The sequence below is a fragment of the Novosphingobium sp. YAF33 genome (assembly GCF_052113265.1).
GTDB lineage: Bacteria > Pseudomonadota > Alphaproteobacteria > Sphingomonadales > Sphingomonadaceae > Novosphingobium.
In genome coordinates this window covers 1-22,556 of sequence record NZ_JBFRCW010000007.1, presented here as the reverse complement: position 1 = coordinate 22,556, position 22,556 = coordinate 1, and the positions used below count along the sequence as shown (strand labels likewise).

At 65.2% G+C, this 22,556-nt stretch carries 24 protein-coding genes; 13 read left to right on the top strand and 11 right to left on the bottom strand.

The genetic code is table 11. The features are described from left to right. Nucleotides 1-5: 5 nt before the first annotated feature. Together ilvB and miaA are read right to left on the bottom strand one after the other, a co-directional pair. On the bottom strand, nucleotides 6-1,748 hold the full coding sequence (ilvB, locus tag AB4Z00_RS15685; protein WP_442046536.1) for a biosynthetic-type acetolactate synthase large subunit: 1,743 nt from the start codon (nucleotides 1,746-1,748) through the stop codon (nucleotides 6-8). Between the two features lie 218 nt (nucleotides 1,749-1,966). Then, nucleotides 1,967-2,959 (bottom strand): tRNA (adenosine(37)-N6)-dimethylallyltransferase MiaA, encoded by a 993-nt coding sequence (gene miaA / locus AB4Z00_RS15680; protein ID WP_442046535.1) that lies wholly within the window; start codon nucleotides 2,957-2,959, stop codon nucleotides 1,967-1,969. On the opposite strand from miaA, the gene serB reads away from it, so the two are divergent. Beyond that, entirely contained in the window at nucleotides 2,952-3,836 is an 885-nt protein-coding gene (gene serB / locus AB4Z00_RS15675) for a phosphoserine phosphatase SerB (RefSeq protein WP_442046534.1), read from the top strand. The genes miaA and serB overlap by 8 nt on opposite strands. 14 nt (nucleotides 3,837-3,850) lie before the next feature. After that, the gene (locus tag AB4Z00_RS15670; RefSeq protein WP_442046533.1) at nucleotides 3,851-4,510 is read left to right on the top strand and encodes a DUF1345 domain-containing protein; all 660 of its coding nucleotides are present in this window, start codon (nucleotides 3,851-3,853) and stop codon (nucleotides 4,508-4,510) included. A 67-nt stretch (nucleotides 4,511-4,577) separates the two neighbouring features. Here AB4Z00_RS15670 and purL read toward each other — a convergent pair whose 3' ends face one another. Next, the gene (purL, locus tag AB4Z00_RS15665; RefSeq protein WP_442046532.1) at nucleotides 4,578-6,749 is read right to left on the bottom strand and encodes a phosphoribosylformylglycinamidine synthase subunit PurL; all 2,172 of its coding nucleotides are present in this window, start codon (nucleotides 6,747-6,749) and stop codon (nucleotides 4,578-4,580) included. A 140-nt stretch (nucleotides 6,750-6,889) separates the two neighbouring features. Here purL and AB4Z00_RS15660 point away from each other — a divergent pair, with 140 nt between their 5' ends. From AB4Z00_RS15660 to tgt, 9 genes are all read left to right on the top strand, one after another. Further along, nucleotides 6,890-7,174 (top strand): exodeoxyribonuclease VII small subunit, encoded by a 285-nt coding sequence (locus AB4Z00_RS15660; protein WP_132264115.1) that lies wholly within the window; start codon nucleotides 6,890-6,892, stop codon nucleotides 7,172-7,174. 3 nt (nucleotides 7,175-7,177) lie between these two features. Continuing rightward, the gene (locus AB4Z00_RS15655; protein WP_442046531.1) at nucleotides 7,178-8,086 is read left to right on the top strand and encodes a polyprenyl synthetase family protein; all 909 of its coding nucleotides are present in this window, start codon (nucleotides 7,178-7,180) and stop codon (nucleotides 8,084-8,086) included. After that, nucleotides 8,086-8,604, top strand: a complete 519-nt coding sequence (gene coaD, locus AB4Z00_RS15650) for a pantetheine-phosphate adenylyltransferase (RefSeq protein ID WP_132262929.1) — start codon at nucleotides 8,086-8,088, stop codon at nucleotides 8,602-8,604. Before AB4Z00_RS15655 ends, coaD begins: the two co-directional genes overlap by 1 nt. 111 nt (nucleotides 8,605-8,715) lie before the next feature. Then, nucleotides 8,716-9,402, top strand: coding sequence for a peptidylprolyl isomerase (locus AB4Z00_RS15645; RefSeq protein ID WP_132262927.1), 687 nt, complete (start codon nucleotides 8,716-8,718; stop codon nucleotides 9,400-9,402). Nucleotides 9,403-9,455: 53 nt separating this feature from the next. Next, nucleotides 9,456-10,490 carry a tRNA preQ1(34) S-adenosylmethionine ribosyltransferase-isomerase QueA gene (queA, locus tag AB4Z00_RS15640; RefSeq protein ID WP_442046530.1) on the top strand — a complete coding sequence of 345 codons (1,035 nt, stop codon included), beginning with the start codon at nucleotides 9,456-9,458 and terminating at the stop codon, nucleotides 10,488-10,490. A 42-nt stretch (nucleotides 10,491-10,532) separates the two neighbouring features. Continuing rightward, the gene (locus AB4Z00_RS15635; protein WP_132262923.1) at nucleotides 10,533-11,468 is read left to right on the top strand and encodes an ABC transporter ATP-binding protein; all 936 of its coding nucleotides are present in this window, start codon (nucleotides 10,533-10,535) and stop codon (nucleotides 11,466-11,468) included. Beyond that, complete coding sequence (locus AB4Z00_RS15630) at nucleotides 11,465-12,238, top strand: ABC transporter permease (protein ID WP_134092956.1); 774 nt, start codon at nucleotides 11,465-11,467, stop codon at nucleotides 12,236-12,238. Before AB4Z00_RS15635 ends, AB4Z00_RS15630 begins: the two co-directional genes overlap by 4 nt. Before the next feature lie 47 nt (nucleotides 12,239-12,285). Then, nucleotides 12,286-13,329 (top strand): DUF481 domain-containing protein, encoded by a 1,044-nt coding sequence (locus AB4Z00_RS15625; RefSeq protein WP_243840837.1) that lies wholly within the window; start codon nucleotides 12,286-12,288, stop codon nucleotides 13,327-13,329. Between the two features lie 19 nt (nucleotides 13,330-13,348). Next, on the top strand, nucleotides 13,349-14,485 hold the full coding sequence (gene tgt / locus AB4Z00_RS15620; RefSeq protein WP_442046529.1) for a tRNA guanosine(34) transglycosylase Tgt: 1,137 nt from the start codon (nucleotides 13,349-13,351) through the stop codon (nucleotides 14,483-14,485). A 419-nt stretch (nucleotides 14,486-14,904) separates the two neighbouring features. Here the strand turns inward: tgt and AB4Z00_RS15615 are convergent, their stop codons facing one another. The 7 genes from AB4Z00_RS15615 to rpiB form a co-directional block, all read right to left on the bottom strand. Continuing rightward, nucleotides 14,905-15,102 carry a hypothetical protein gene (locus tag AB4Z00_RS15615; RefSeq protein ID WP_134092953.1) on the bottom strand — a complete coding sequence of 66 codons (198 nt, stop codon included), beginning with the start codon at nucleotides 15,100-15,102 and terminating at the stop codon, nucleotides 14,905-14,907. 167 nt (nucleotides 15,103-15,269) lie between these two features. Then, entirely contained in the window at nucleotides 15,270-15,884 is a 615-nt protein-coding gene (rpsD, locus tag AB4Z00_RS15610) for a 30S ribosomal protein S4 (RefSeq protein WP_021235709.1), read from the bottom strand. Between the two features lie 308 nt (nucleotides 15,885-16,192). Beyond that, complete coding sequence (locus AB4Z00_RS15605; protein ID WP_442046528.1) at nucleotides 16,193-16,945, bottom strand: RNA methyltransferase; 753 nt, start codon at nucleotides 16,943-16,945, stop codon at nucleotides 16,193-16,195. Further along, nucleotides 16,938-17,426 carry a transcriptional regulator NrdR gene (nrdR, locus tag AB4Z00_RS15600; RefSeq protein ID WP_132262913.1) on the bottom strand — a complete coding sequence of 163 codons (489 nt, stop codon included), beginning with the start codon at nucleotides 17,424-17,426 and terminating at the stop codon, nucleotides 16,938-16,940. Before nrdR ends, AB4Z00_RS15605 begins: the two co-directional genes overlap by 8 nt. Nucleotides 17,427-17,458: 32 nt before the next feature. Further along, complete coding sequence (locus AB4Z00_RS15595; protein WP_132262912.1) at nucleotides 17,459-17,683, bottom strand: hypothetical protein; 225 nt, start codon at nucleotides 17,681-17,683, stop codon at nucleotides 17,459-17,461. A gap of 19 nt (nucleotides 17,684-17,702) precedes the next feature. Next, the gene (gene glyA, locus AB4Z00_RS15590; protein ID WP_442046527.1) at nucleotides 17,703-19,001 is read right to left on the bottom strand and encodes a serine hydroxymethyltransferase; all 1,299 of its coding nucleotides are present in this window, start codon (nucleotides 18,999-19,001) and stop codon (nucleotides 17,703-17,705) included. A gap of 17 nt (nucleotides 19,002-19,018) precedes the next feature. Continuing rightward, nucleotides 19,019-19,456 (bottom strand): ribose 5-phosphate isomerase B, encoded by a 438-nt coding sequence (rpiB, locus tag AB4Z00_RS15585; RefSeq protein WP_132262908.1) that lies wholly within the window; start codon nucleotides 19,454-19,456, stop codon nucleotides 19,019-19,021. Between the two features lie 166 nt (nucleotides 19,457-19,622). Between rpiB and AB4Z00_RS15580 the strand changes: the two genes are divergently transcribed. After that, nucleotides 19,623-21,335, top strand: coding sequence for a M28 family peptidase (locus tag AB4Z00_RS15580; RefSeq protein ID WP_442046526.1), 1,713 nt, complete (start codon nucleotides 19,623-19,625; stop codon nucleotides 21,333-21,335). A 95-nt stretch (nucleotides 21,336-21,430) separates the two neighbouring features. After that, entirely contained in the window at nucleotides 21,431-21,682 is a 252-nt protein-coding gene (locus AB4Z00_RS15575; protein ID WP_132262905.1) for a hypothetical protein, read from the top strand. Between the two features lie 67 nt (nucleotides 21,683-21,749). Here the strand turns inward: AB4Z00_RS15575 and rpoD are convergent. Beyond that, nucleotides 21,750-22,556: RNA polymerase sigma factor RpoD (gene rpoD, locus AB4Z00_RS15570; RefSeq protein WP_442046525.1), on the bottom strand; the 807-nt coding region annotated here is incomplete at its 5' end.

Genomic DNA, 22,556 nt, shown 5'->3' with positions numbered 1-22,556 from the left:
CGTTCTCAGACCAGAGCCTTGGCTTCGTCGTCCATGGTGCCGGCCACGGTGTCGCCGTAGAGGATCATTTCGGTATGCGCCGCGCCCGAGGGGATCATCGGGAAGCAGTTCGATTCCTTGGCGACCAGGCAGTCGACGATGACGGGACCGTCGTAGTCGATCATTTCCTGGATGCCGGCATCGAGCTGGCTTTCGTTCTCGATGCGGATGCCCTTCCACCCGTAAGCTTCAGCCAGCTTCACGAAGTCCGGCAGGCTGTCCGAATAGGACTGCGAGTAGCGGCTCTCGTAAGTGAGTTCCTGCCACTGGCGGACCATGCCCATCCACTCGTTGTTGAGGATGAAGATCTTCACCGGTAGGCGGTACTGGGTGGCGGTGCCCAGTTCCTGGATGTTCATCTGGATCGAGGCGTCACCGGCGATGTCGATGACCAGGCTGTCCGGATTGCCGAGCTGCGCGCCGATCGCGGCGGGCAGGCCGTAGCCCATCGTGCCGAGACCGCCCGAAGTCAGCCACTTGTTCGGACCGAAGAAGTGGAAATACTGCGCCGCCCACATCTGRTGCTGGCCGACTTCGGTGGAGATCACCGGGTCCTTGTCCCTGGTCAGCTCGAACAGGCGCTGGACCGCCAGCTGCGGCATGATCGCCTTCTTCGAAAGCGGGAAGGACAGGCTTTTCTTGCCGCGCCATTCCTCCACGCGGGCCTTCCACGGCGCCAGATCCTGGCCCTTGCGGTCGCCCCAGAGCGTCAGGATCTGGTCGAGCACGGTGGCGCAGTCGCCGATGATCGGCAGGTCGACGCGAACCGTCTTGTTGATCGAGGCGCGGTCGATGTCGATGTGGATCTTGGTCGAATTCGGCGCAAAAGCGTCGAGACGGCCGGTCACGCGGTCATCGAAACGGGCGCCGACGCAGACGATCAGGTCGGCCTGGTTCATCGCCAGGTTGGCCTCGTAGGTGCCGTGCATGCCCAGCATGCCCAGCCAGTCGGCGTGGTCTGCGGGGAAGGCGCCGAGGCCCATGAGGGTGGACGTGACGGGCGCGCCGGTCTTGGCCTGAAGCTCGCGCAGCAGGGCGGTGGCGCGCGGGCCGGAGTTGATGACGCCGCCGCCGGTATAGAACACCGGCGCCTTGGCCTTGGCCAGCAGTTCGACCGCCTGTGCGATCTCGTCCGCCGTGCCTTCGGTGCGCGGCGAATAGCGCTGGCGGCGCTGCGCCGGGGCATCGTTCCAGGCGGCGGAGGCGATCTGGACGTCCTTGGGGATGTCGATCAGCACCGGGCCGGGACGGCCGGACGTGGCGATCTGGAACGCCTCGTCGATGATGCCTGCCAGTTCGGCCGGGTCTTTCACCAGGTAGTTATGCTTGGTGCAGTGGCGCGAGATGCCGACCGTGTCCGCTTCCTGGAAAGCGTCCGAGCCGATCAGCGCCGTCGGCACCTGGCCGGTGATGATGACCAGCGGAATCGAATCCATGAAAGCATCGGCAATACCGGTGATGGCATTGGTTGCGCCCGGGCCCGAGGTGACGAGAACGACGCCGGGCTTGCCGGTCGAACGCGCATAACCTTCGGCTGCGTGGGCCGCGCCGGCTTCGTGGCGGACCAGGATGTGCCGAAGTCGCTCGTCGCCGAATAGAGCATCGTAGATCGGTAGCACGGCGCCGCCGGGATACCCGAATACGAATTCGACCCCCTGCTTGACCAGGCTTTCGACCAGGATGTTCGCGCCGCTGCGCTCTTCAGTCACAACACATTCCTTTACCGATTCGTGGGCGTTTCCCGAGGGAAGGGCTGCCCTTCGAATATTGCGCGCCACGAAGGTCGCGCATTACCAAAAAACCATAGCGCGCCCTTGGGCGAACTATAATGAAACCGACCCGACACGACGGGCGCCGTGCCGGGTCCTCCCTCTCCTCCCTGCATACTTTCATCAGCAGGTGAGGGCGCTCTAAGGGGCCGAAAATATTACGTCAACCCTATAACGTGAAATAATCTATCTTGAAGGGTTTTTTGGTCGAAATATTCGAACTCGATCCTTGCCCAATCTTGCGGGGGCTGGTGGCGCAACCAGGTGAACTGGCGCTTGGCGTAGTTGCGGGTGGCCTGCGATCCCCGGGCGACGGCCTCCTCCAGCACACTTTCCCCGCGCAGGACGGCGGCGAGTTCCGGCACGCCGATGGCGCGCATCACCGGCAGGTCGGGATCGAGGCCGCGGGCGAGCAGCCTCTCCACTTCGGTGACGGCGCCGCGCTCGATCATGCGCGCGAACCGCAAGTCGCAGCGGCGGTAGAGGGTCTGGCGTTCGGGAAGCAGGATTGCGGCGTGAAGCGAGACATCGCCGCCGATGCCGCCGCTGGTCCGGGCCTGCCAATGGGCAATCGGCAGGCCGGTAGAGCGGACGACTTCCAGGGCGCGGGCGATGCGCGCGCTGTCTGCGGGAGCGAGGCGCGCGGCGCGTTCAGGGTCCTCGCCCTGCAAGGCGGCATAGGCCTCGGCAACGGGGAGGGCGCGGACCGCGTCGCGCACTTCCGGGTCGATTGGGGGGACCGGAGCGATGCCGTCCAGAAGCGTGCGTATATAAAGGCCGGTGCCGCCCACCAGCACGGGCACGGCGCCCTCGGCATGGATTGCGGCGATGGCCGCGCGCGCGGCGCGGGCCCATTCGGCGGCGGAGCAGGTCTCGGCCCCGTCCCAGGCGCCGAACAGGCGGTGCTCGATGCCGCCCATTTCCTCCGCCGTGGGGCGGGCGCTGAGCACGGTCAGGTCGGCATAGACCTGCGAACTGTCGGCATTGACGACCACGGCCCGCTTACCGCGCCGCTCCAGTTCCTGTGCCAGCGCCACGGCACAATCGCTCTTGCCGCTGGCGGTCGGCCCTGCGATGAGCGCGAGGGGTGGCTTTTCGCGGCCGCCCGTGGAATTTTCATACGCAGCTTCAAGGGAATTCGCAGTGCTCATTGCGCGGCTGATAGCAGAACCGGACCACCTCTCGGCAAGAATCGATGCGGCGCGGGCCGAAATGCAGGAAAGCGGTGTGCGGCTCGCTTCGGCGGCGATGCTCGATTTCTGCGGCAAGACCATGCAGCTTGCCTCGCCTGACGATGACGCCGCCGCGCTGCGCAAGGCCCTGGATGACCATTTCGCGCCGACCGACGGCCTGGTCTGCGATCATGAGCCGACGATTCCCGGGCTGTTCATCTCCGACATGGATTCGACCATGATCGGCCAGGAATGCATCGACGAACTGGGTGACTTCGCAGGCCTCAAGGAGCGCATCGCCGAGATCACCGAGCGGGCCATGCAGGGCGAACTGGACTTCGAGCAAGCCCTTCTGGAGCGAGTCGGGCTGCTCAGGGGCCTTTCGGTCGGCGCCATCGAGGAATGCCTCGCCAGCCGTATCCGGCCGATGCCGGGCGCGCGCACGCTGGTGGAGACGCTCAAGAAGTTCGGCTGCCGCACCGTCCTGGTGACCGGCGGCTTCCACCACTTCGCCGATCCGGTCGCCGCGCAGCTCGGTTTCGAGCATGTGGTCGGCAATCGGCTGGAAGTGGCCGACGGCAAGCTGACGGGCGGCCTTGCCGGCCCGATCGTCGACAGCGCCGTCAAGAAGGCGACGTTGCTGGCCGAGGTGGCGGCGCTGGGCGACGACGTCACCAGCCTTGCCACGGGCGACGGCGCGAACGACATTCCCATGCTGGAAGCCGCGACTTACGGTATCGCCTATCACGCTAAGCCCAAGGCGCGCGCTGCGGCGAACGGCTGGGTCGACCGCGGCGATCTCACCAGCGTGCTGCGGCTGCTCGGTATCGACGAGCAGGAATGGGTTCGCATCTAGGAAAGGCGACGATGATGGCCGGCGATGAAACCTCTTTTCTCAGTCGGCTGTCGCACCCGCACTATCTGCTGTTCCTGGCCGCGCTTCTGCTCGCGCCCTGGCCGCTGCTGTCCGTGATGCGCAAGGTCGAGGCGGTCGTGACCGCGTTCGATCTGGCCGTGATCGTCTTCACCCTGAGCTGCATCCCGCTATGGCGCGGCGGCACGGCCGATGTGATGCGCCGTCAGGCCAAGCGCGACGATGCGGGGCAGGTCCTGCTGCTTCTGCTGACCGGGCTGATATCCTCGATCATTCTCGCCGCGCTCGGCACTCTGGTGCTCGACAACCAGAGCCTCGTGCCCGGCGAGATTGCGCTGCTGGTGGTGACGCTGCTGGCCTGCTGGACTTTCGCCAACCTCATCTACGCCTTCCATTACGCGCGGCTCTATTATTCCTCCCGCGACGGCGGAGATCACGAAGGCCTGGACTTCCCCGGCGGCTGCGTGCCCGATTTTGCCGACTTCGTGAACTTTGCCTTCGTGATCGGCATGACCTGCCAGACCGCGGACATCGAGATCACCGATTCGGACCTACGACGGGTTTCCACCTTCCACGGCCTGTTCGCTTTCGCCTTCAACCTCGGCATCCTGGCATTGACGGTGAACGTGCTGGCCTCTTCCACCGGGGGCGGTTGACCGAGCAGAAAAAAAGGGCGCCCGTCGGGGCGCCCTTTTTCCGGTTCCGTTCCGGGAGGAAGAGCGATCAGCCCTCCATCCAGTCCCTGAAGAACGCCTCGTTGGCGTCGCGAAGATCGCTGACTTCGTTGCCGGCGACCTTGGTGCCTGCAACAGTGCCGATGCGGCGCGCGCCGGGCAGTTCGGTGCCAGCGGGGGCGGTGACGAGGTAGCGGCTCTGGTCTTCGCCGAAGGCCTCGGCCGTGCTCAGTTCCACGTCGAGATTGCAGCCGAGGCCGCTGGCAAGAGCCATTTCGGCCAGGGCCACGAGCAGGCCGCCGTCGCTGACGTCATGGACCGCGGTAACCTTGCCCGCGCCGATCCACTCGCGGATCGCGGCGCCGTTCTCGGCCTCGACCGTGAGATCGACCCTGGGTGCTTCGCCGGCTTCCTGGCCCGCGATCTCGCGCAGCCAGAGCGACTGACCCAGGTGCGAACCGAGCTTGCCCTCAGGCGCGCCGAGCAGGAAGATCTCGTCGCCGACGTTCTTGAAGGCGACGGTCGCCATCTTCTCGTGGTCGGCCAGGATGCCCACGCCGCCGATCGCCGGGGTCGGCAGGATGGCCGAGCCGCCGCCGGTGGCCTTCGATTCGTTGTAGAGCGAGACGTTGCCCGAGACGATCGGATAGTCGAGCGCGCGGCAGGCATCGCCCATGCCGTTCAGGCAGCCGACGATCTGGGCCATGATCTCGGGGCGCTGCGGGTTCGCGAAGTTCAGGCAGTTGGTTATGGCGAGCGGAAGGCCGCCGACTGCGCTGATGTTGCGATAAGTCTCGGCCACGGCCTGCTTGCCGCCCTCATAAGGGTCTGCATAGCAATAGCGGGGCGAGCAGTCGGTGCTGATCGCCAGCGCCTTGGGCGTGTTGTGGATACGTACCACGGCCGCGTCGCCGCCGGACTTCTGCATCGTGTCGCCGCCGACCTGGCTGTCGTACTGTTCCCAGATCCACTTGCGCGAGGCGAGGTCGACCGTGCCCATCAGCTTGAGCAGATCGGCGCCGATGTCGGCGCTTTCCCCCACGTCGCCCAGGGCCGGAACCTTGGCCCAGGCCTTGTATTCTTCAGGCGAAACGTAAGGACGCTCGTATTCCGGCGCGTCGTCGGCCAGCGGGCCGAGCGGGATGTCGCAGACCACTTCGCCATTGAATTCGAGAACCATGTGGCCGGTGTCGGTCACTTCGCCGATCACGGCGAAGTCCAGTTCCCACTTCTTGAAGATCGCCTCGGCCATCGGCTCCTTGCCGGGCTGGAGCACCATGAGCATGCGCTCCTGGCTTTCCGAGAGCATCATCTCGTAAGGCGTCATCGCCTCTTCGCGGCAGGGCACATTGTTCATGTTCAGGCGAATGCCGGCGCCGCCCTTGCTGGCCATTTCGACCGACGAGGAAGTGAGGCCGGCCGCGCCCATGTCCTGGATCGCGACGATGGCGTCGGTGGCCATGAGTTCGAGGCAGGCCTCGATCAGCAGCTTTTCGGTGAAGGGATCGCCCACCTGCACGGTCGGGCGCTTCTCGTCCGAATGCTCGTCGAAGTCGGCCGAAGCCATGGTGGCGCCGTGGATGCCGTCGCGGCCGGTCTTCGAACCGACGTAGACGATGGGGTTACCCAGGCCGGTGGCGGCCGAGTAGAAGATCTTGTCCGTATCGGCGACGCCCACGGTCATGGCGTTGACCAGGATGTTGCCGTCGTAAGCCTTGTGGAAGTTCGTCTCGCCGCCGACGGTGGGCACGCCCACGCAGTTGCCGTAGGAGCCGATGCCTTCGACAACGCCCTGCACCAGGTGCTTCATCTTCGGATGCTCGGGGCGGCCGAAGCGCAGGGCGTTCATGTTGGCGACCGGGCGGGCGCCCATGGTGAAGACGTCGCGCAGAATGCCGCCGACGCCGGTGGCCGCGCCTTGGAACGGCTCGATGTAGCTGGGGTGGTTGTGGCTTTCCATCTTGAAGATGGCGGCCTGCCCGTCGCCGATGTCGATGACGCCCGCATTCTCGCCGGGGCCGCAGATGACCCAGGGAGCCTTCGTGGGCAGCTGCTTCAGGTGGAAGCGGCTCGACTTGTACGAGCAGTGCTCGGACCACATGACCGAGAAGATGCCAAGCTCAACCAGGTTGGGCTCTCGGCCGAGCGCGTTCAGGACCCGCTCGTATTCCTCGGAATTGAGGCCATGCGCCTCGACGACATCGGGAGTGATTTCGGACATGCGACGCGCCTTAGCGCCGAGCGTGGCGCTTCGCTAGACGTAAAAACGAGGCCATTTCGCCGTGCCCCTCGCCGTTTGCCGAAGTGCCGTCCCCCAGTCCCGCCTTGACCGCCGAACGCGGCCGCTCCATTGCGGTGGGCATGACTGAGAACAGTGCTGAAATTGGCGCCCCCAATAGTGCCGGCCCGGATATTGCGGGCATGAGTTTCGAAGATGCGCTGCGTGCGCTGGAGGACGTGGTGCGTCGCCTCGAAAGCGGCGATGTGCCGCTCGACGACTCGATCACGCTCTACGAACGCGGCGAAGCGCTGCGCCAGCATTGCCAGAAGCGGCTCGATGCCGCGCAGGCACGGATCGAGCGCATCGTCGCCGGGCCGGACGGGGCTCCGGCAGGAACCCAGCCGTTCGACGCGGCGGATCGCTGATTCGTGAGTGAGGTCGCCGTGACCGATCCGATCCTTTCCGAAGGCCTCGCCCGCATAGCCGAGGAAATCGACGGCGCCTTCGATGCGCTGTTGCCGGTTCCCGACGATGCCCGGGCACGGCTGGTGGAGGCCATGCGCTACGCCGCGATCGGCGGCGGCAAGCGTTTGCGGCCGCTGCTGCTGGCCGGGGTCGCGGAAATGTACGGCGTCGTGCGCGAGGCGGCGATTCGCGCAGCCATCGCCATCGAATCGATCCATGTCTATTCGCTGATCCATGACGACCTGCCGTGCATGGACGATGACGCCCTGCGCCACGGCAAGCCCACGCTTCATCTCGCCTTCGACGAGGCCACGGCCGTGCTGGCGGGCGACTCGCTCCATGCCTTCGCTTTCGAGGTGCTGAGCGATCCGGCCACGAGCGCGGATCCCTTCACCCGCATCGAACTCGTGCAGGCGCTGGGTCATGCCAGCGGTGCGCAGGGCATGGCCGGCGGGCAGATGATGGACCTCGTGGCCGAGACCAGCGAATTCGACCTCCAGACCGTCACGCGGCTGCAGCAGCTCAAGACCGGCGCGCTGCTGGGCGCGGCGGTGGAGATGGGTGCTATCCTCGGGCGCCTGCCGCCGGAAGGCCGCGCCCACTTGCGCGGCTATGCGCGGGACATCGGCCTCGCCTTCCAGATCGCGGACGACCTCATCGATCATGAGGGCGACGCTTCCGTCGCCGGCAAGGCCGTGGGCAAGGACGCCACGGCGGGCAAGGAGACATTCGTCTCGCTGCTCGGCCCGGATCGCGCCCGCGAACAGGCCCGCATGCTGGTCGAACAGGCTATCGGCCACCTGGCGCAGCACGGCAAGGAAGCCGACCTGCTGCGTGCCGTGGCGCGCTATATCATCGAGAGGGATCATTGATGAGCCTTGGTGAACGTATCGGGGTCTATCCCGGCACTTTCGATCCCATCACGCTGGGCCATGCCGATATCATCCGGCGCGGCGCCAAGCTGGTCGATCGCCTGATTATCGGCGTGACGACGAACCCTTCGAAGAATCCGCTGTTCACGCCCGAAGAACGGATGGCCATGGTCGAGCGCGAAGTGGCGGCGCTGGGGATCGAGAACGTCACCGTGGTAGGCTTCAACGCGCTGCTGATGAAGTTCGCGCAGAAGCAGGGCGCCAGCGTCATCGTGAGGGGGCTGCGCGCCGTCGCGGACTTCGAATACGAGTACCAGATGGCGGGGATGAACCAGCAGCTCAATCCTTCCATCGAGACGGTGTTCCTGATGGCGGACGTCAGCCTCCAGCCGATCGCCTCCAAGCTGGTCAAGGAAATCGCCATGTTCGGCGGGGAAATCGCCAAGTTCGTGAGCCCCGCCGTGCGCGAGGACGTGATGGCGAGAGTCTCCCGCAACGGTCTCCTCGGCGACTACTGAGAACCTCGCAGAACCCTTCACGCGGTCCTTGCGACAAATTCATTCATTGTCACGTCAGCAGCGGGGCACTATCGCCCCTGGCCTGAACGGCTTCCTTCCTGTGAGTATTCGATGACGTTTCGCCTGACCCTTACCGCGACGATGATCGGCCTGGCGCTGGCGGCTACGCCTGCTCTGGCCAAGAAGAAGGAAGATCCGACCCCGACGCCGCCGGTGGCAGCGCTGCCCACTTTCGTCGATCCCGACGTCACGCACCAGCCCGAGAACGTGCTCCTGCTCGATCTCTCGGACGGCGGCCGCGTCGCCATTCGGCTCATGCCGGAATGGGCGCCGCACCACGTCGAGCGGGTCAAGACGCTGGCGGCGCAGGGCTTCTACAACGGCCAGATCTTCCACCGCGTGATCGACGGCTTCATGGCGCAGACCGGTGATCCGACGGGCACCGGGCAGGGCGGCTCGCAGCTTCCCGACCTCACCGCCGAATTCAACGCGATGCCGCATGTTCGCGGCACGGTGTCGATGGCCCGCACCAACGAGCCGAACAGCGCCAACAGCCAGTTCTTCATCGTGTTCTACCCGCGCTTCTCGCTGGACCGTAAGTACACGAACTTCGGCCGCGTGATTTCGGGCATGCAGTACGTCGACGCGATCCAGCGCGGCGAGCCGCCGCAGAACCCGACGAAGATCGTCCAGGCTTCGCTGGCTTCCGAGCACAAGGCACCGCCGCCGGTTGCTCCGGTCGCCCCGGCGCCGCAGTCGATCACGGCCGACCAGCTCAGCAAGTCGAAGTCGAACTGACCTGACGCGAAAAATGGATGACGCCGCGTGTGAGCGCCCCTAGAGGGCGCTCCATGCGCGTTGACCTTTTCGACTTCGACCTTCCGCCTGAGAACATCGCCCTGCGTCCTGCGCGTCCTCGCGATTCGGCGCGGATGCTGGTGGTGCAGGGGCGCGCTGCAGGCCCGATGGCCGAACGCGTCGTGCGCGATCTTCCCGGCGAACTGCGGGCCGGCGACGTCCTGGTCTTCAACGACACCCGCGTCATTCCCGCCCAGCTCGAAGGGCGCCGCGGAGAAGCGCGGATCGGCGCCACCCTGCACAAGCGCATGGACTTGCGCCGCTGGCAGGCTTTCGTCCGCAATGCCAAGCGCCTGAAAGCCGGCGACCGCATCGAATTTCCTGCCGACGTCACGGCACTTGCCGAAGAACGGCACGATGACGGCAGCTGGACCTTGCACTTCGAAGGCGACGAGCCCGTCGAAGTCCTGCTCGAAAGGGCAGGGCGCATGCCGCTGCCGCCCTATATCGCCGGCAAGCGCGAGACCGACGAGCAGGACGCCAGCGACTACCAGACGGTGTTCGCGCGCGAGAAGGGCGCCGTCGCGGCGCCTACCGCGGCGCTGCATTTCACGCCCGAACTCATCGAGCGGCTGGATGCGGCAGGCGTGAAGCGCGAGACGCTCACGCTCCATGTCGGCGCGGGCACCTTCCTCCCGGTCAAGGCCGAGGAGACCGCGGACCACCGCATGCATGCCGAATGGGGCCGGATCGACGCAGAGACAGCGAACCGTCTCAACGCCGCGCGCGCGGCGGGCGGCCGGGTCATCGCGGTCGGCACCACCAGCCTGCGCCTACTCGAAAGCGCGACCGGGGAGGACGATGTGATTCGTCCCTTCGAAGGCGATACCGCGATCTTCATCACCCCCGGCTACCGCTTCAAGGCGATCGACGGGCTGATGACCAACTTCCACTTGCCGAAATCCACGCTGTTCATGCTGGTCTCGGCGCTGATGGGACTGGAGCGGATGCAGGAAGTCTACGCCCATGCTATCGGCGAGGGTTACCGCTTCTATTCCTACGGAGATTCCAGTCTACTTTTACCCTGAGGGGACTTGGAACTGTCACCGGTTTCGCGCATCACGCGCTCCATGGAACCCATTCTCGAAATCAGCGGCCTGACCAAGACTTACGCCGGGGGCTTCACCGCGCTCCAGGGCGTGGACCTCACGATCAACAAGGGCGAGATCTTCGCACTGCTCGGCCCCAATGGCGCCGGCAAGACCACGCTGATCGGCGCCGTCTGYGGCCTGGTCCGACCGAGCAGCGGGACGATCCGCGCTTTCGGAGAGGACATGACTCACGGCTGGCGCGCACTGCGTGCCCGCATCGGTCTGGTGCCGCAGGAACTGGCGACCGACATGTTCGAGACGGTCCTCCATTCCGTCAACTATTCTCGAGGGCTGTTCGGGCTGGCGCCCGATGCCGCGCGGATCGAGGAAATCCTGCGCGCGCTCAGCCTGTGGGACAAGCGCAAGTCGCAGATCCGCGCGCTTTCCGGCGGCATGAAGCGGCGCGTGCTGATCGCCAAGGCGCTGGCGCACGAACCGGACCTGCTGTTTCTGGATGAGCCGACCGCCGGCGTCGACGTGGAACTTCGGCGCGACATGTGGGCGCAGATCGCCCAACTCCGTGACCGCGGCACCACGATCATCCTCACCACGCACTATATCGAAGAGGCCGAGGAGATGGCCGACCGCGTCGGGATCATCCAGGCCGGCAGCATCCGCATGGTCGAGGACACCCGCTCGCTGATGAAGCGGCTGGGCCGTACCGAGGCGCATATCGGCCTTCCCGTGCCGCTGCCCGCCATTCCCGCGGCCCTGGCGGACTACAACCTCACGCTCGCGGACGACGGGCTGGAACTGGTCTATCGCGGCGGCGACGGTTCGGGCGGCGGCAAGGCGCAAGTGGCGCAGCTGACCAAGGACCTGGTCGCGAACGGCATCGACTATACCGCCATCGACATTCGCGAATCGAGCCTCGAAGACATCTTCGTCGACCTTCTGGAAGGAGCGGCGGCATGATCGCCTTCAATGCACGCAGCACCTGGACCATCTACAAGCGCGAGGTCATGCGGGCCCTGCGCACGGCCATGCAGTCGATCCTCGGGCCGGTGCTGACGACCGTGCTCTACTTCGTCGTTTTCGGCGCGGCGATCGGCAGCAAGATGGATTCGGGCATGGCCGGGGTGAACTACGGCGCCTTCATCGTGCCGGGCCTGCTGCTGCTGACCCTGCTCAGCGAAAGTACCTCGAACGGCAGCTTCGGCATCTACATGCCGCGCTTCACCGGCGCGATCTACGAGCTGCTTTCGGCGCCCGTCGGCGTGGCCGAGACGCTGATCGGCTTCGTGGGTGCAGCGGCCACCAAGTCGCTGATCCTGGCCGCCATCATCCTCACCACCGCCACGTTCTTCGTCGACTATACGGTGGCCCATCCGTTCTATGCGCTGGGCTTCATCCTGCTGGTTTCGGCGAGCTTCTCGCTGTTCGGCTTCATCCTGGGCATCTGGGCGGACAGTTTCGAAAAGCTGGGCATCGTTCCGGTGCTGTTCATCGTGCCGCTGACATTCCTGGGCGGCACCTTCTACTCCATCGACCTGCTCCCCGAGCCCTGGCGGTCTGTGGCGATGGCAAATCCGGTCGTCTATCTGGTCAACGGACTGCGCTGGTGCTTCTATGGCAGTTCCGATTTCCCGATCGGCCTGTCGCTGGGCATGACGCTGGGCTTCCTGGCGCTGTGCGTCAGCTTCATCGCCTGGATCTTCCGCACGGGGTGGCGCCTGCGCGCCTGAATCGGTAATATCGTGACATGACAATGCGTTCGGCTGTTTGTTTTAGTGTGCCTGCTCTGTTCATCGCCGTCTCGGCGCAGGCCCAGGAACCCCTGTCGGTTCAGTTTCAGCCCTATCATTTCGAGACTTTCCCCGAGCTGGAACTGGTGCCGCTGTTCCCCGTCGAGGAACTGCCGGTGCGCCTCGAACTGCCGGACTATGTCGCTCCGCCGCCTTACATCGCCGTGTCGCCGCCGCGCCTGCCGGGCAATGTGAAATCGATGCTCGAAGCGGCGGTCAAGACCAAGGACTCCGCCGTCGTCGGTGCCGTGGTGAAGGCCGCGCTCTCCACGCAGCCTTATGACAAGGACGAGATCCGCGCGATCCACCAGGCGTTCCTGGATGCGAACGCCCAGGAGATTGCGGACAAGGCGAACGCCGAAAGGGAGCGCATCCGCCGCGCCGCGCTGCTGGAGCTGTGGACCGGCAAGGTCGAGCTGGGCGCCTTCCGCGCAACCGGCAATACCAGCAATTTCGGCTATACCGGCGCGGTCAAGCTCGACCGCAAGGGGCTCAACTGGCAGCACACCGTGCAGCTCAATGCCGACTATCAGAAGGACCGCGGGGTCGTTTCGCGCGAACAGTACGGGGCCAGCTACCAGCCGCGCTACACGCTGAACGACGGCCTCTTCACATATGGCCGCGTGCAATACGAAAAGGACCGGATCCAGGGCTTCCTCGACCGCTACTCGCTGTCCGGCGGTCTCGGCTACCGCGTCCTGAAGCGCGACAATGTGACGCTCTCGCTGGAAGTCGGACCGGCGCTTCGCCGCACGCGCTACGTAACCGTGCCGCAGGAAACGACATGGTCGGGACTGACATCGATCGATTTCGACTGGCAGGTCGGGCCGACGATCAAGCTGACCCAGGATGCCTCGTCCTACATCGAGACCGGCAACAGTACCTTCACATCGGCCACAGGCCTCGAAGCGGGTATGGCCAAAGGGCTGAAGGCGCGGATGTCCTATTCGATCGAGCATGAAACCTCGCCGCCGGACGGATCGCTGCGGACCGACACGATCTCGCGCTTCTCACTGGTCTACGGCTTCTGAAGGCTGTAACGGGCGGCGCATGAACCCCCGTTTCGAATTCTCCATCCACGCCACCGACGGCAAGGCCCGCACCGGCGTCATCAAGATGCGTCGCGGCGAAATCCGCACGCCCGCCTTCATGCCGGTGGGTACCGCTGCCACCGTGAAGGCGATGAAGCCGCAGGACGTGCGCGCCACCGGCGCCGACATCATCCTGGGCAATACCTACCACCTCATGCTGCGCCCCGGCGCCGAGCGCGTCGCGCGGCTTGGCGGATTGCACAAGTTCATGAACTGGGATCGCCCGATCCTGACGGACAGCGGCGGCTATCAGGTCATGAGCCTCTCGGATCTGCGCAAGATCACGGAGAACGGCGTGACGTTCGCCAGCCACCTCGACGGATCGCGCCACCTGCTGACGCCCGAGCGCTCGATGGAGATCCAGCGTCTGCTCGGCTCGGACATCGTCATGTGCTTCGACGAGTGCCCGAAGATCGACCAGCCGCGCGACGTGATCGCGCGCTCGATGGAAATGTCGATGCGCTGGGCGAAGCGCAGCCGCGACGGTTTCGACAGCGGCGGCGAACATGCGGCCAATTCGGCGCTGTTCGGCATCCAGCAGGGCGCGCTCGACGAAGGCCTGCGCAAGGCGAGCGCCGATGCGCTCACCGACATCGGTTTCGACGGCTATGCCATTGGCGGTCTTGCCGTGGGCGAAGGGCAGGAGGCGATGTTCGCTACGCTCGAATTCGCACCGGACCAGCTTCCGGCCGACCGTCCACGCTACCTGATGGGCGTGGGCAAGCCGGACGATCTGGTGGGCGCGGTGGAGCGCGGAGTCGACATGTTCGATTGCGTCCTGCCCAGCCGTTCAGGGCGCAATGGCCAGGCCTTTACCTGGAACGGCCCGCTGAACTTGCGCAATGCCCGCCATGCCGAGGACAACAGTCCGCTGGACGAGCGCTGCAAGTGCCCGACTTGCGGGACCTACAGCCGGGCCTACCTCTATCACCTCGTCAAGTCCGGCGAGATCCTCGGCGCCATGTTGATGACCGAGCACAATATCTCGTTCTACCAGCAGCTCATGCAGGGCATGCGCGGCGCCATCGCCGCAGGCACTTTCGCGCAGTTCGCGGCCGATTTCCGCCGCGATTATTTCGGCGGACGCGACGGGTAGCCTGAAAGGGGCGTGCCGGTCTCCTTCCGACATGATGGGAGCTTGGGGCGAGGCGGAGGTGATGTTCGGGGCTAATCCTAAGAGGCCAGCCCAATTCGTCGCTCTCCTAAGCCGCCACACACACCCTTCGTCATTGCGAGCGTAGCGAAGCAATCCAGAGTCGCGCAGAGCCGCCCCTGGATTGCTTCGCTACGCTCGCAATGACATGTGTATTGGGCAACCGACGACGATGTGTATTGGGCAACCGACATAGTATCAGCAGGCGCCATCACATTTTGCGGAGATCGCATCGCGTTGGCAGGCGGCAGTGCGTTGGTGGCGCATCGCGCGGACGCGGCTTCGAGTATCCGGAATAACCCGGCGCTACTGATCCAAGGCTGTCAGCGAGGCGCAAAGGCCCGCATACTCACCGCCCTAGATCAGGCGGGCTCCAGGCCTTCTTCGAGGTCCTCATGAAGGGCGCCGATCTCTAGCTTGGTGCCGACGTACGTCACAAAGCGTCCGGTTCTGGAATCGAGGAATCCGGCACCGATCTCGGCCGCGAACTGCTTGGCGGTTTCGAGGTCGGGGTACCATTTGCCAGTGCGATTGGGAGTGATGAAACGATATCGGGACATGATGCAGGTCTAATGCACAAGTTCCATGTCCGTTCCCTGACAGAACCAACGATTCGGCGCGGTTTTTCAGCGTTTTGGCGCAGCAAAAATAAGACTGCGCAGGGCAACAAAAAGGGCAGCTCCACGAGGGAGCCGCCCTTCCTATTTCTGGCCGATAGGCCCGAAACTTAGCGCGAGTAGAACTCGACGACCAGGTTCGGTTCCATCTTCACCGGATAGGGCACTTCGTCCAGCGAGGGAACGCGAACGAAGGTCACCTTGTCGGTGCCGTCCTGAGCGACGTAGTCGGGGACTTCACGCTCGGGCAGGTTCTGGGCTTCGATGATCAGCGCCATTTCCTTGGCCTTGTTGCCCAGGCTGATGACGTCGCCGACCTTCACGCGACGCGAAGCGATGTTGCACTTCACGCCGTTGACGCGGATGTGGCCGTGCGAAACGATCTGGCGAGCCGCAAAGATGGTGGGCGCGAACTTCGAACGGTACACGACCATGTCCAGGCGCTGCTCGAGGAGGCCGATCAGGTTCTGGCCGGTGTCGCCCTTCATGCGCGAGGCTTCCTGGTAGGTAGCCTTGAACTGCTTCTCGGTCACGTCGCCGTAGTAGCCCTTGAGCTTCTGCTTGGCGCGGAGCTGCAGACCGTAGTCCGACAGCTTGCCCTTGCGGCGCTGGCCGTGCTGGCCAGGGCCGTAGCTGCGGCGGTTGACCGAGCTCTTCGGGCGACCCCAGATGTTCTCGCCCATGCGGCGGTCGAGTTTGTACTTGGCGCTTTTACGCTTCGACATAAGTCGTTCTCCTTTTCTGCTGCCGCTGCCACGGTGGAAGCGGTCCATGTTTTCCCGGGGCGCACCATTCCGCCTAATATGCGGAATGCGGCCGCCGCTTCACCGGGGTGCGGGGCCGAATGGACAGACCTGTCAAGAAGGCAGGCGCCATGTGAAGGGGTGCCCCATACGGGCTCGGGCAGGAATGTCAAGCGAGATGGCGTTTTTGGACAATCCGCAGCAGCGGATTGTAGCGGCACCGGCCCTTTTCCACCGCGTTAGGTGGACAGGGAACCATTGCCGCTACCCGGCGTCAGCCGGGCAAAAATTCAATCTCGCGGGCGACGCTTGTTTCCGAGGGCAGAGAGCACACCGCGAAGGGTGCGCACTTCGAGGTGATTCCAGCCCGGCTTCGTGAGAAGATTGCGCAAGGTCAGCCGGTTGGCTGCCGCGCGCGTTTCGGGCCAGAAATAGTTCTTGGGTTCGAGCAGTTGCTCGAAGTGGCCGATGAGGCCTTCCAATTCGTCCTGCGGGGCAGGGGGAAGCAGTTCCTCCTGCGTGGGCTGCGCGAGTTCGCCGGACGCCGCGGCGCCCTTGGACCACTCGTAGGCGCAGAGGATCACCGCCTGCGCCAGGTTGAGCGAGGCGAATTCGGGATTGATCGGCACCGTCAGGATCGCGCGGGCGAGCGCGACGTCCTCGGTCTCCAGGCCCGAACGCTCGGGTCCGAATACGTAGGCCGAGCGGGCGCCGGTGGCTTCCGCTGCAGCGTGGATTTCACGCGCGGCCTGCTCGGGGGTGACGACGGGCTTGGTGACGCCGCGCTTGCGCACGGTGGTGGCGTAGACGTTGGCGCAGTCAGCCACGGCTTTGGCCAGCGTCTCGAAGACTTCCGCCTGCTCCAGGACAACGTCGGCGCCTGCCGCAGCCGGACCGGCAGAGGGATTGGGCCACCCGTCGCGCGGGGAGACGAGGCGCATTTCCACGAGGCCGAAATTCAGCATGGCGCGCGCGGCCTTGCCGATGTTTTCGCCCAGTTGCGGGCGGACCAGCACGACGACCGGCTTGTTCACGTCAGTCATTCTTGCTGCCTTCCATGGCGCCCGGACCCGCGACATCGCGGACTGTTCCGGCAAATTCCTCGAAGTCACGCGCTTCATTGAAGGCGCGGTAGACCGAGGCGAAGCGGATGTAGGCAACGGAATCGAGCTGGCGCAGGCCTTCCATCACCATTTCCCCGATTTCGCGCGAGGAGACTTCCGATTCCCCCAGGGTCTCGACCTGGCGCTGCACGCCGGAGACCAGTTGGTCGATCTTCTCGCGCTCGATACCGCGCTTGCGGCAGGCGAGGGTGGCCGACTGCTCGATCTTCGCGCGGTCGAACGGTTCGCGGGTGTCGTCGCTTTTCACCACGGTGATTTCGCGAAGCTGCACGCGTTCGAATGTGGTGAACCGCGCGCCGCAGCTGGAACACTGGCGGCGGCGGCGGATCGCGGTATTGTCCTCGGTCGGGCGGCTGTCCTTGACCTGGGAATCATCGTGAGCGCAAAAAGGACAGCGCATTCAGTCAGCTGCTTTCAAAACTTGAGAGACTTTCAGGGGCGCACGCGCTTGTAGAACTGGTATCCCGCACCGACCGCAAGGCCGAGCGGGATAGACACGAACGGCAGCACGGCGGCCGCGACCGCACCCGCCGCGCCCCAGATCAAGACCGGCTTGGTGGAGGGATGGCCCATGCCATCCTGAAGCATTCCGGCCAGCTCATGGCGGGCGTCGGACATGAAATCACCGGTGTCGTTGGGGCGGTTCGGGTCGGTCATGGCACTAGGGCTCCTGAAATCAGTCCTCGTAGATCGGGAATCGATCGCACAGCGCTTCAACGCGCGCACGCACGTTCTGCTCCACCTGAGCGTCGCCCGCTTCGCCGCACTTGGCAAGGCCGTCGAGCACGTCGGCGACCATGTTGCCGATTTCGCGGAATTCTTCCGGGCCGAAACCGCGCGTGGTACCGGCCGGCGAGCCGACGCGGATGCCGCTGGTCTTCATCGGCGGCAGCGGATCGAAGGGGATGCCGTTCTTGTTGCAGGTGATGCCCGCACGTTCCAGCGCCTCGTCCGCGTCCTTGCCGGTCACGCCGAGCGGCGAGAGGTCGATCAGGGCGAGGTGCGTGTCAGTGCCGCCGGAGACGATCGCTGCGCCGCGTTCCTTCAGCGTTGCCGCGAGGACCTGGGCGTTCTCGATCACGCGCGCGGCGTAGTCCTTGAACTCGGGACGCAGCGCTTCACCGAAGGCCACGGCCTTGGCGGCGACGACGTGCATCAGCGGGCCGCCCTGAAGGCCGGGGAACACCGCCGAGTTGATCTTCTTGGCGAGCGCCTCGTCATTGGTGAGGATCATGCCGCCACGGGGGCCGCGCAGCGTCTTGTGCGTGGTGGTGGTGGCGATGTGCGCGTGCGGGAAGGGCGAGGGGTGCAGGCCAGCGGCGACCAGACCTGCGAAGTGCGCCATGTCCACCTGGAACAGCGCGCCCACGGCATCGGCGATTTCGCGCATGCGCTTGAAGTCGATGACGCGCGGATAGGCGGAGCCGCCGGCGATGATCAGCTTGGGCTGGTGTTCCTTGGCCAGGGCCTCGACCTCATCGTAGTCGATCAGGTGGCTGTCCTTGGTCACGCCGTACTGCACGGCCTTGAACCACTTGCCCGAAAGCGCGGCGCGCGCGCCGTGGGTAAGGTGGCCGCCGGCATCGAGGCTCATGCCCATGATGGTGTCGCCCGGCTTGACGGTGGCGAGGAGAACCGCGCCGTTGGCCTGCGCGCCCGAGTGGGGCTGGACGTTGGCGAAGCCGCAGTCGAACAGCTGCTTGGCGCGCTCGATGGCGAGCGTTTCGACTTCGTCCGAAGGCTCGCAACCCTGGTAGTAGCGCTTGCCGGGGTAGCCTTCGGCGTACTTGTTGGTCAGCACCGAGCCCTGGGCTTCCAGCACGGCCTTGGAAACGATGTTTTCCGAGGCGATCAGTTCGATCTGCTTGCGCTCGCGGCTGAGTTCGTGGCCGATGGCCTTGGCGACGGCGGGGTCGCTCTGGGCAACGCCGTCAGTGAAGAAACCGGCGGAACGGATGGCGGTATCTACAGTCATGTTCGGGTTTCTCCGTTTCAGAAGACGGGGTTGGAAAGCTTTTCGACGCGGCCCGCGTGGCGTCCGCCACCGAACTCGGCCGAAAGGAAGGCATCGAGGCAGGCCTTGGCCATGTCTTCGCCGGTCAGGCGAGCGCCCATGGCGATGACGTTGGCGTCATTGTGCTCACGCGCCAGAGCGGCCGAGAGCGGCTCGGATACGAGCGCGCAGCGGCAGGCGGGATCGCGGTTCACGGCAATCGAGATGCCGATGCCCGAGCCGCAAAGCGCGACCCCGAACTGGACCGTACCGTCGGCAACGACGGAGGCCAGCTTGTAGCCGTAGTCGGGATAGTCGACACGGTCCGCGGTGTCCGGGCCGAGGTCGGCGACTTCGTGGCCTTGCTCGATAAGGTATTCACGCAGGGTCGCCTTGAGGTCGATGGCGGCGTGGTCTGAAGCAATCGCAATGCGCATGGGATCGGGCTGCCTGTCCTGATGCGGAGATTCGTTGCGCCTCCCCTTAGTCGTGACTTCGTCGCATTGCGAGTCTTGCGCGCGAACGGATTCGAAAGGGACTGGTTCCCCGTGAGGGAAGTGGCATTGTGCACGGGGAATGTTACCGGAATTTCAGGAGGATCGCATGAAAAACGGCAAGTGGCTGATGGCGGCGATCCTTCTGGCGATCGTGCTCGCCATCCTGGGCACGACACCGCCGCGCCCCGCGCCGGTTTCCGCGCCGCCCGCGGAATTCTCGGCCATGCGGGCCATGGGCGATATCGAGCGCATTGCCCGCGCGCCGCATCCCAGCGGCTCGGACGAGCACGCGGCCTTGCGCGGTTATCTGATGCAGCGCCTGGGCGGATTGGGGCTGACCGTGCGTACGCAGAACGGGCAGTTTCCGGAAGGCGCACGCGCGGCGCTCAACCGGCGCAGCGGGGCGAAGGCGGAACGCATTCCGCTGGTCAATGTGCTGGGGCTGCTGCGCGGCAAGGAGCCGAATCTCCCGGCCGTGGCGCTGATGGCCCATTACGACAGCGTCTGGGGCTCTCCGGCAGCGGCGGACGACGGCGCGGGTGTGGCCTCGATTCTCGAAACGGTGCGCGCGCTTTCACTCGATCGCGACCGGAAACGCGATGTGCTGGTGATCCTGACCGATGGCGAGGAAGCCGGGCTGAACGGGGCGAAGATGTTCTTTGCCGAGGCGGGCGAGGCAGGGCGGATCGGCGCGATCGTGAATCTGGAGACGCGTGGGGGCGGCGGGAAGGCCAATCTGTTCCAGACTTCTGCGCTGAACGGCGAAGCGGCGCGGATCTGGGCGGCTTCCGCGCCGCATCTGGCGGGCACTTCGCTGGCGACGTTCATCTACAGCATTCTGCCCAACGACACCGACCTGAGCGTCGCCCTGCCGCGCGGCTACGCCGCCTGGAACTTCGCCTTCATCGGCAGGCCCGGGCTCTATCACTCGCCGCTGGCGACCGCGCAGAACCTTGATCGCGGCGCGCTTCAGCAGATGGGCGAGCAGACCCTGGGACTGGCGCGCGCCTTGACGCAAACCTCGGAACTGCCGGGGCGGGCGCCGGACATCGTGTTCTTCGATGTCTTCGGCCTGTTCGTGCTCCACTATGCGCCGTGGTGGGGCTGGGCGATGCTGGCGGTGGCTTTCGCGGGCTATGGCATGATGGCCATGCGGCGGCTCGATCCTCCCGCGCTGGTGGGCGGGGCAGTGCGGATGCTGGCGCTTGTCGTGCTCACCGGCGGGTTGCTCTGGGCGCTGAACCTGGTGTCCGGAGCGGACGGCCCGGTGAACTATTACGACCGGCTGGCGGCGATCCCGAGGCTTCAGGTGGTGGCCTTGTGCGGTTCGCTCGCGGTGGGGCTGGCGTTGCTCTGGCGGCGGCCCGATTCGGCATCGGGCGAAGTGGGGCTGGTCCTGCCGGTCTGGCTGGCCGGAGCGACGTTCCAGGTTTTCGCGCCGACGGCGGCCTATGTCCTGACCGTGCCCTTGCTGCTGAGCGGCGTGGTCGCCTTGCTGCGAGGCGCGATGCCCAGGCGCGACCCGGTCCTTGCGAGCGTGATCGTTGCGGCCCTGGTGACAGGCTATGCGCTGCTCCTGGGCTATTCGCTGATGCAGGCGGTGGGGCCGGTCGTTCCGATGGTTTGCCTGGTGCCGCTGCTGATGGCGGTGCCGGTGCTCGTGCCGCTAAGGCGGCCGCTGCCGAAAGGGGCGGTGCGAGGGGCGGCCGCGGTACTGCTGGTACTGGCGATCGGGATTGCGCTCTGGGTGCGGTGGGACGCCCCGGCAGCAAGCGTGGCGGCCTACGACCAGGTTCGTAAGCTCGGGGTGAAGGGCTAAGGGTTATTCCGGATGAGGAAAGACTGTAGTCTTGCGATTACCGCAAGCTGCGGGCAGCCTCGTGGCGGTTTTGACCCGCGGAAGGGAGAGCGACCGTGAAGCGTATTGTGCTGTCGACATTGGGTATGGCCGGCATTCTGGTGATGGCGGGATGCATGGAGACCATGCCGGGGCCAGACCGCCCCCATCGGCCGCCTCCGCCGCGCCCTGAGCAACCGGCGATGTGCACGCGGGAATATGCACCGGTATGCGCGGTGAAGCGCGGTAAGCGCCAGACCTTCAACAATGCCTGTATGGCGCGGGCGAAGGGCTACGACGTGGTCGACCAGCGTCCTTGCGGACGATAGCCCGGCGGACGAAGATCGAAAAAAAAGCCCCGCTTCGGCGGGGCTTTTTCCTGAGATTTCGCTGCTTTCACTGATCGAGGAACGAGCGCATCTTGCGGCTGCGGCTCGGGTGCTTGAGCTTGCGCAGCGCCTTGGCCTCGATCTGGCGGATACGTTCGCGGGTGACCGAGAACTGCTGGCCGACTTCCTCAAGGGTGTGGTCGGTGTTCATGCCGATGCCGAAGCGCATGCGCAGCACGCGCTCCTCGCGCGGGGTCAGCGAGGCAAGGACGCGGGTGACCGTTTCCTTGAGGTTCGCCTGGATCGCCGCATCCACCGGGATGATCGCGTTCGTATCCTGGATGAAATCGCCGAGGTGCGAATCTTCCTCGTCGCCGATCGGCGTTTCGAGCGAGATCGGCTCCTTGGCGATCTTCATCACCTTGCGGACCTTTTCGAGCGGCATGGACAGGCGCTCGGCCATTTCCTCGGGCGTGGGCTCGCGGCCCTGCTCGTGAAGGAACTGGCGGCTGGTGCGGACCAGCTTGTTGATCGTCTCGATCATGTGGACCGGGATACGGATCGTGCGGGCCTGATCCGCGATCGAGCGCGTGATCGCCTGCCGGATCCACCAGGTGGCGTAGGTCGAGAACTTGTAGCCGCGGCGGTACTCGAACTTGTCGACCGCCTYCATTAGGCCGATGTTGCCTTCCTGGATGAGATCCAGGAACTGAAGGCCGCGGTTCGTGTACTTCTTGGCGATCGAGATCACCAGGCGCAGGTTCGCCTCGACCATTTCCTTCTTGGCGATGCGCGCCTCGCGCTCGCCCTTCTGGACCATGTTGACGATGCGGCGGCGCTCGCCCTTCTGGACCATGTTGACGATGCGGCGGAA

What these genes read in the sequence shown, in the direction of transcription:
- AB4Z00_RS15660 (WP_132264115.1), top strand. Translation starts at nt 6,890, where the DNA reads ATGACTGAGAACAGTGCTGAAATTGGCGCCCCCAATAGTGCCGGCCCG.
- miaA (WP_442046535.1), bottom strand. Translation starts at nt 2,959, where the DNA reads ATGAGCACTGCGAATTCCCTTGAAGCTGCGTATGAAAATTCCACGGGC.
- AB4Z00_RS15670 (WP_442046533.1), top strand. Translation starts at nt 3,851, where the DNA reads ATGGCCGGCGATGAAACCTCTTTTCTCAGTCGGCTGTCGCACCCGCAC.
- AB4Z00_RS15645 (WP_132262927.1), top strand. Translation starts at nt 8,716, where the DNA reads ATGACGTTTCGCCTGACCCTTACCGCGACGATGATCGGCCTGGCGCTG.
- AB4Z00_RS15595 (WP_132262912.1), bottom strand. Translation starts at nt 17,683, where the DNA reads ATGACCGACCCGAACCGCCCCAACGACACCGGTGATTTCATGTCCGAC.
- rpiB (WP_132262908.1), bottom strand. Translation starts at nt 19,456, where the DNA reads ATGCGCATTGCGATTGCTTCAGACCACGCCGCCATCGACCTCAAGGCG.
- coaD (WP_132262929.1), top strand. Translation starts at nt 8,086, where the DNA reads ATGAGCCTTGGTGAACGTATCGGGGTCTATCCCGGCACTTTCGATCCC.
- queA (WP_442046530.1), top strand. Translation starts at nt 9,456, where the DNA reads ATGCGCGTTGACCTTTTCGACTTCGACCTTCCGCCTGAGAACATCGCC.
- AB4Z00_RS15580 (WP_442046526.1), top strand. Translation starts at nt 19,623, where the DNA reads ATGAAAAACGGCAAGTGGCTGATGGCGGCGATCCTTCTGGCGATCGTG.
- AB4Z00_RS15630 (WP_134092956.1), top strand. Translation starts at nt 11,465, where the DNA reads ATGATCGCCTTCAATGCACGCAGCACCTGGACCATCTACAAGCGCGAG.
- AB4Z00_RS15605 (WP_442046528.1), bottom strand. Translation starts at nt 16,945, where the DNA reads ATGACTGACGTGAACAAGCCGGTCGTCGTGCTGGTCCGCCCGCAACTG.
- tgt (WP_442046529.1), top strand. Translation starts at nt 13,349, where the DNA reads ATGAACCCCCGTTTCGAATTCTCCATCCACGCCACCGACGGCAAGGCC.
- AB4Z00_RS15615 (WP_134092953.1), bottom strand. Translation starts at nt 15,102, where the DNA reads ATGTCCCGATATCGTTTCATCACTCCCAATCGCACTGGCAAATGGTAC.
- purL (WP_442046532.1), bottom strand. Translation starts at nt 6,749, where the DNA reads ATGTCCGAAATCACTCCCGATGTCGTCGAGGCGCATGGCCTCAATTCC.
- rpsD (WP_021235709.1), bottom strand. Translation starts at nt 15,884, where the DNA reads ATGTCGAAGCGTAAAAGCGCCAAGTACAAACTCGACCGCCGCATGGGC.
- glyA (WP_442046527.1), bottom strand. Translation starts at nt 19,001, where the DNA reads ATGACTGTAGATACCGCCATCCGTTCCGCCGGTTTCTTCACTGACGGC.
- nrdR (WP_132262913.1), bottom strand. Translation starts at nt 17,426, where the DNA reads ATGCGCTGTCCTTTTTGCGCTCACGATGATTCCCAGGTCAAGGACAGC.